Below are 7,575 nucleotides of genomic sequence, written 5' to 3' on the forward strand. Positions count from 1 at the left end.
AACACCACTTCCAGCGGGTGGCGCATCTTGCGCTCGGTCATGCGCTTGACCTGGCTACGGCACGAGTAGCCCGTTGCTAGCGGCTCCCCCTCCTTGTCCAGCTTGGTGGCCCAGCTCTGCTCAAAGATGGTCCGCGATGTTTCCTGGTTACGCGCCTCATGCCCGTAGGTACCGGACATGCCGCAGCAACCCGTCGCCTCGGTAACCAGCTTCAGGCCCAACCGGGCAAACACCTGCTCCCACTGCCGTGTGCTGGCCGGTACGTTGGTCTTTTCGGTGCAATGGGCCATCAGGCGGAAGTTGCCCGGCGCGGTCGGCGCCTGCTCGGGCAGCACATCCATCAGCCACTCCTGCGGCAACAGCACCTTAGGGCAATCTTCCAACCCCGGCACTTTCTGGTATTCCTGGCGATACACCAGGGTCATCGCCGGGTCCAGGCCCACCAGCGGCACGCCACAGTCGGCCAGGGCCTTGAGCTGGGTGGCGTTGCGGATCGCCGCCTTGGCGAATGCGCCAAGGAAACCCTGCACGTGCAGCGGCTTGCCGTTGGCGCTGTACGGCGCCAGGAACACCCGATGACCGAGGCGATGGGCCAGGTCGATGAAGGCCGACAGCAGCGGCGTTTCGAAATAGCGGGTAAAGGCGTCCTGCACCAGCACGATGCTGCGCTCGCGCTGGGCCGGGGTCAGTTCACGCAGGGCCGGTACGCTGGCCACACCAACGCGGCAGCGGGTCAGGGTGGCCTGGAAGTTGAAACGGCTGATCAGCGGGCTGTCGACCATGCCGATCTTGTCGGCCAGCAGCCGGGTTACCCACTTCGACCCCATCACCGCGTTGTAAAGCCCTGGCGCGTGGGCCAGGTACGGAATGCTGAACTCCAGCGAGCCGATCAGGTAGTCACGGAGCGGGCGCTGGTAGCGGCCGTGGTACAGCTCAAGGAAGCGTGAACGGAAATCCGGCACGTTAACCTTGATCGGGCACTGCCCGGCGCACGACTTGCACGCCAGGCAACCGGCCATGGCGTCGTACACTTCATGGGAGAAATCTTCCTGCCCCTGGCTGCGTGCGCGGTTGTTGCGCAGCCGCGCTGGCAGGCCTTTGAGCCACGACACCTTGTTGCGCGCCGCGGCCAGCACGTCGATGTTCGCCTCGCCCTGCAGGCGCAGCCACTCGCGCATCAACGAAGCACGGCCCTTGGGCGAATGCTGGCGTTCGCGGGTGGCCTTCCACGACGGGCACATGGCGTCGTTGGGGTCGTAGTTGTAGCAGGCGCCGTTACCGTTGCAGTGCACGGCACTGGGGAAATCCTGCCACACACGCTCATCGATGGTGCGGTCGAGGTCGCCGCGCAGGGTCACGCCATCGACCGGGGTCAGGCCCTCGGTGCTGCCCGGCGGAGTGCAGATCTTGCCCGGGTTAAGCTGGTTGTGCGGGTCGAAGGCACCTTTCAGGCGCTGCAGCGCCGGGTACAGCTCGCCGAAGTACTCCGGCACGTACTCGGAGCGCAGGCCTTTGCCGTGTTCGCCCCACAGCAAGCCACCGTAACTTTTGGTCAGCGCCGCCACTGCATCGGAAATCGGCTTGACCAACGCAGCCTGCGCGGGGTCTTTCATGTCCAGCGCCGGGCGCACGTGCAGTACGCCGGCATCGACGTGGCCGAACATGCCGTAGGCCAGGCCGTAGCCATCGAGCAGCGCGCGGAAGTCGGCGATGTAGTCGGCCAGCTGCTCCGGCGGCACCGCGGTGTCTTCGACAAACGGCTGCGGGCGCACCTCGCCCTCGACGTTACCCAGCAGGCCCACCGAGCGCTTGCGCATGACGTAGACACGGGTGACCGCCTCGGCGCCTTCGGCCAAGGTATGCCCCAGCCGCTCGACGCTGGTGTCCGCCTGCAAGTGTTCGACAAAGGCCTGCACCCTGGCGTTGACCTCGGCCGGCTCATCGCCACAGAACTCCACCAGGTTGATACCCAAGGTCGGGCGCTCGGGGTCGGCCGGGAAGTATTCGGCAACGCTGTGCCAGACGATGTCTTTCATCGCCAGCATCAACACCTTGGAGTCGACGGTTTCGATCGACAGCGGCTTGTGCGCCATCAGCACGTTGGCGTCGCGCAGGGCATCCATGAAACTGGTGTAGCGCACGTTGACCAGCACCGCGTACTTGGGGATCGGCAGCACGTTGAGCTTGGCTTCAACCACATAGCCCAGCGAGCCCTCAGCGCCACACAGCACGCTGTTGAGGTTGAAACGGCCCTGCTCATCGCGCAGATGCGCCAAGTCGTAGCCGGTCAGGCAACGGTTGAGCTTGGGGAAGGTGGCTTCGATCAGCTCAGCCTGGGTTTCCTGAATGTCGCGGGCCATGCGGTAGACCTCGCCGACCCGGCCGGGGGCGGCACAGGCCTGTTCCAGCGCGGCATCGTCAATCGGCAGGCTGTGCAGGCGCTCGCCACCGAGCAGCACGCTGTGCAACTCCAGCACGTGGTCGCGGGTCTTGCCATAGGTGCAACTGCCCTGCCCGCTGGCGTCGGTATTGATCATGCCGCCAACGGTGGCGCGGTTGGAGGTGGACAGCTCGGGGGCGAAGAACAGACCGTGCGGTTTGAGCGCAGCATTGAGCTGGTCCTTCACCGTACCGGCCTGCACCCGTACCCAGCGCTCCTCGACATTGATTTCGAGGATCTTGTTCATGTGCCGCGACAGGTCGACGACGATGCCATCGGTCAGCGACTGGCCGTTGGTGCCGGTGCCACCGCCGCGCGGGGTCAGCTTGACCTGCTGGAAGCGCGCCTCGCTCATCAGCGTGGCAACCCGCGCCACATCATCGGCGTCCAGCGGGAACACCGCCGCCTGGGGCAACCGCTGGTAGATCGAGTTATCGGTGGCCAGTACGGTGCGGGTGCCGTAGTCGGCACTGATCTGGCCACGGAAGCCGCTGTTGCGCAAGGCTTCGAGGAATTCTGGGTAGTCGGCGCTCGGTGCAACGGTCGGCAGCTGGGCGATCATCGAAGGATGGCCTCTTGATATTGGCTAATTCACGGGATTCCTGTCACCGCAGCATAAGTGTTGCCATGCGGGGATGACGTATAGGCCAATGTTCCTGTAGTTTCGCCTCAAGGGCAAACGGATAATCCTGCCGCTATCAATGACTTTCATGAATGAATTACCGCCACCTGACACCTTCCATGTCGCTGCTGCTGGCATTCGAGGCCGCCGCCCGGCATGAAAGCTACACCCGCGCCGCTGCCGAGCTTTCACTGACCCAGAGCGCGGTCAGCCGCCAGGTGCAGGCGCTGGAACAGCAACTGGGCCTGACCCTGTTCCGCCGCGAGGGCCGCCAGGTGCAACTGACCGATGTCGGCCGCCTGTACCAGCGCGAGCTCAGTGAGGCACTGGGGCGCATCCGCAGCGCCACCCTGCAGGCACTGGCCTACCAGTCAGGGGTAGGCACCTTGCGCCTGGCCACGCTGCCTACCTTCGGCTCGAAATGGCTGCTGCCGAGGTTGCATGCGTTCTATAACGCCCACCCAGGCATGCTGGTGCACATTCATTCACGCATCGAAGCCATCAACTTCGACACCAGCGAAATCGATGCGGCCATCGGTGTGGCCAGCCACGATCTGCCGGGGCTCATCTGCCATCGCCTGCATGCCGAGGAACTGGTGGTGATCCTGCCGCCGGAGGCCGCCGCGGTTAGCCAGGCCTGGAGCCCGGCAAGGATAAGCGAAGAGGTGCTGCTGAATGTGGCGAACAACCCGCACGCCTGGGGCGAGTGGTTCTCGCACCATGGCCTGCCGCACCGGTCGATGCGCCTGGGGCCGAGCTTTGAGCTGACTTCGCACCTGATTCAGGCAGTGCGCGCCGGGATTGGCATTGGCCTGGTGCCGCGCATTCTGGTAGAGGAGGAGTTGGCCAAGGCAGAGCTGTACAGCCCTGGGGTGGCGTTTGCCAGCCAGCGCAGTTACTACCTGATCTACCCGCCCAGGAATGAGGCCTTGCCGTCGTTACGGGCATTCAGGGGCTGGTTGCTGGAACAGATCTGAAGAGGCCGGCACAGGCAATAAAAAACCCCAAGCCGGTCACCTGGCTTGGGGTTTCTTCTTACTACGTTGGGTTGCTTACTTGGCTGCGGTACCCGCCACCCCACCGGCATTCATCCTGCGGCGCGGCTTGACCATGTAGACAACAAACATCGCAAACAGCCACACAGGGATCGCATACACCGAAACCTGGATGCCCGGGATCATCAGCATGATGCCCAGAATCAGCACCACGAAGGCCAGTACCACATAGTTGCCGTAGGGGTACCACAGCGCCTTGAACAGCGGCTTCTGGCCGGTACGGTCCATGTGCTGACGGAACTTCAGGTGCGAATAGCTGATCATCGCCCAGTTGATCACCAGGGTGGCCACTACCAGCGACATCAGCAGCTCCAGGGCGTTCTGAGGCATCAGGTAGTTGAGCAGCACGGCGACAAAGGTCACCGCGGCCGACACCAGGATCGAACGCACTGGCACGCCACGCTTGTCGACCTTGGCCAGCGACGCCGGGGCATCGCCCTGCTCGGCCATGCCCAGCAGCATGCGGGCGTTGCAGTAGGTGCCGCTGTTGTACACCGACAGCGCTGCGGTCAGCACCACGAAGTTCAGCAAGTGGGCGGCCACATCACTGCCCAGCAGCGAGAACACCTGCACGAACGGGCTGCTGCCATAGCTGCCACCCGAGGCATCGATGCTGGCAACCAGGTTGTCCCACGGGGTCAACGACAGCAGCACCACCAGCGCACCGACATAGAAGATCAGGATGCGGTAGATGACCTGGTTGATCGCCTTGGGGATCACGGTCTTCGGCTTGTCAGCCTCGGCAGCGGTGAAGCCGAGCATTTCCAGGCCACCGAAGGAGAACATGATGAACGCCAGGGCCATTACCAGCCCGCTGACACCGTTCGGGAAGAAACCGCCATGCGACCACAGGTTGGCGATGGTGGCGTCCGGGCCACCGCTGCCACTGGTGAGCAGGTAGGCACCCAGGCCGATCATGCTGACGATGGCCACGACCTTGATGATGGCAAACCAGAATTCGGCTTCACCGAAGAACTTCACGTTCATCAGGTTGATGGCGTTGATCAGCACGAAGAACGCCGCCGCCGTGACCCAGGTCGGGATCTCCGGCCACCAGTAGTGAACATACTTGCCGACCGCCGAAAGCTCCGACATGCCGACCAGGATGTACAGCACCCAGCAGTTCCAGCCCGACAGGAAGCCGGCGAAACCACCCCAGTAGGTGTGGGCAAAATGGCTGAACGAGCCGGCCACCGGCTCTTCAACAATCATTTCGCCAAGCTGGCGCATGATCATGAAAGCGATGAAGCCGCAAATGGCGTAGCCAAGGATCATTGACGGGCCGGCGGATTTCATCACGCCTGCCGAGCCGAGGAACAGGCCGGTACCAATCGCACCACCAAGGGCGATCAACTGGATATGGCGGTTCTTCAGGCCCCGCTTGAGCTCGCCTGAATGCATGTTTTGTCCACTCATGAACGAAGTCACCTGCATTGTTTTTATCTGTGACGGAATCGGACCCACCGCGCTCGTGGCGCAGCGGAATGAGCAAGGTGGTTACCTTGGGTTTCTTGACCTCAGGTGCCGCCGGAGCGGGTCAACCAGGCGTGATCAAGAGTGCGCGGTACGCAAGAGGGTCACAGGTAAAACGCGGCGCACTGTATACCCCTGCAAACGCGCAGGCGTCAACGCGTTGCGTCCTTCCATCCGGAAAAAACGCAGCGATCCTGTGGTGTGGGCCTTCAAAGGCGGAGTGATCGGCGTACATGGCGCCTCCATTTGTTGTTTTGTCAGCCCGGCGCTGTGGACGGGCTGTTGCACACGGCAATGGTGGCTATAACACCGTGGGGACGGGGGTTTGGGCAAGGGTGGGTCGGGCCAGGGGCGCGGCTTTGGCACATGGACGCCGGCAAGGTTTGTTTACACGACCGGGCGCGATCTGAAATGCGGACTGAAAACGGCTACATTCGTATAAATTTCTTTACACGGCGGTTCAGGAACTTGCCAGTCGTCCGAAAAATCTTTTTTGTTCAATATCTTGGGGCCGCTATGCGGCCCTTTCCGACCGGTCCAGTGCCTCGTCAAGGCCGCTACAAGGACCGCGCAAGACCTCAAATTGACGCGGTAGCTGTCGAAGCGGCCGCGCCCCTACAGGCATAAAAAAACCAGCCCGAAGGCTGGTTTCTTGATTACCACACTGGCTTATCAGCCACGCGGCTTGCCGCGACCACGGCCTGCCGGCTTGTCACCCTCAGGCTTGCCGGTACGTTTGCGCATCTCGCTCGGGCGCTCGGCCACCGTGCTGCCACGGTTAGGTTTACGCGGGGCCTCTTCACGCGGCTGACGCGCCGGACGCTCGCCGGTAGCAGCACCTTCGTGAGCCGGGCGCAGGTTGCGCACGCGCTCGCCACGGCCCAGCGGGCGGGTCGACTTGCGCTGCAGGCGCTCCATCTTGTCCTTGGCCTTGAGCTTCATGGCAGGCAGCGCTACTGGCTGCAGGCCCACTTCGGCGGCCAGGATGTCGATTTCGCCCTGGGTCATTTCACGCCAGCGGCCCATCGGCAGGTCAGAGTTGAGGAACACCGGGCCGAAACGCACGCGCTTCAGGCGGCTGACCACCATGCCCTGGGATTCCCACAGGCGACGCACCTCACGGTTACGGCCCTCCATCACCACGCAGTGGTACCAGTGGTTGAAACCTTCGCCACCCGGTGCCTTCTGGATGTCGGTGAACTTCGCCGGGCCGTCTTCCAGCATCACGCCGGCTTTCAGGCGCTCGATCATCTCGTCGTCGACTTCACCACGCACCCGTACCGCGTACTCTCGGTCCATCTCGTAGGACGGGTGCATCAGGCGGTTGGCCAACTCACCGTCGGTGGTGAACAGCAGCAAGCCGGTGGTGTTGATGTCGAGGCGGCCGATGTTGATCCAGCGGCCCTCTTTTGGCCGTGGCAGGCGGTCGAACACGGTCGGGCGGCCTTCAGGGTCGTCGCGGGTGCAGATTTCACCATCAGGCTTGTTGTACATGATCACCCGGCGAGTGGCCTCGGCGGCCTCTTCGCGCTTGATCAGCTTGCCGTCTACGGCAATGGCGTCGTGCAGGTCGACGCGCTGGCCAAGGGTGGCTGCGACGCCGTTGACCTTGATGCGGCCCTGGCTGATCCAGGCCTCGACGTCACGGCGCGAACCCACGCCAATGCGCGCCAGCACTTTCTGCAGCTTTTCGCCAGCGGGTGGGGTGATCTCGGTATCTTGCAGGTCTTGCTCACTCATCTGGGCACCTCCCGGTGTAGGAATGAAAACAGGTTCTTGGCGACGAACGCGCCAAAAGGCCGCGCATCATACGCGGTTCGGCAATGGAACGCACTGGAGGTTAGAGGGTTTTGCACGCATTGGGAGAGGTTTCAGCCTAGTGGTCTTATGTTGATCTCACTGGCCCTGTCGCCGGCAAGCCAGCTCCCACAAGCACAGCCCCCCTTCCAAGACCTGTGGAACCCCAGTGGGAGCTGGCTTGCCGG

General features: G+C 63.0%; 4 protein-coding genes. 1 reads left to right on the forward strand and 3 read right to left on the reverse strand.

Going from position 1 to position 7,575, the window contains the following annotated elements; all coding sequences use genetic code 11:
* The coding region (gene ydiJ, locus ACK1VC_RS26595) for a D-2-hydroxyglutarate dehydrogenase YdiJ (protein ID WP_449118149.1) at nt 1–3,002 on the reverse strand (3,002 nt) is incomplete at its 3' end.
* A 152-nt stretch (nt 3,003–3,154) separates the two neighbouring features.
* Here ydiJ and ACK1VC_RS26600 point away from each other — a divergent pair.
* Nucleotides 3,155–4,039 (forward strand): LysR substrate-binding domain-containing protein, encoded by an 885-nt coding sequence (locus ACK1VC_RS26600; RefSeq protein ID WP_095116792.1) that lies wholly within the window; start codon nt 3,155–3,157, stop codon nt 4,037–4,039.
* Between the two features lie 75 nt (nt 4,040–4,114).
* Here ACK1VC_RS26600 and ACK1VC_RS26605 read toward each other — a convergent pair whose 3' ends face one another.
* Both ACK1VC_RS26605 and rluB read right to left on the reverse strand, forming a co-directional pair.
* Entirely contained in the window at nt 4,115–5,533 is a 1,419-nt protein-coding gene (locus tag ACK1VC_RS26605; RefSeq protein WP_161775555.1) for an amino acid permease, read from the reverse strand.
* Between the two features lie 729 nt (nt 5,534–6,262).
* Entirely contained in the window at nt 6,263–7,330 is a 1,068-nt protein-coding gene (rluB, locus tag ACK1VC_RS26610) for a 23S rRNA pseudouridine(2605) synthase RluB (protein ID WP_016488510.1), read from the reverse strand.
* Nucleotides 7,331–7,575: the final 245 nt, after the last annotated feature.

It is taken from the genome of Pseudomonas sp. XP2 (genome assembly GCF_053557975.1).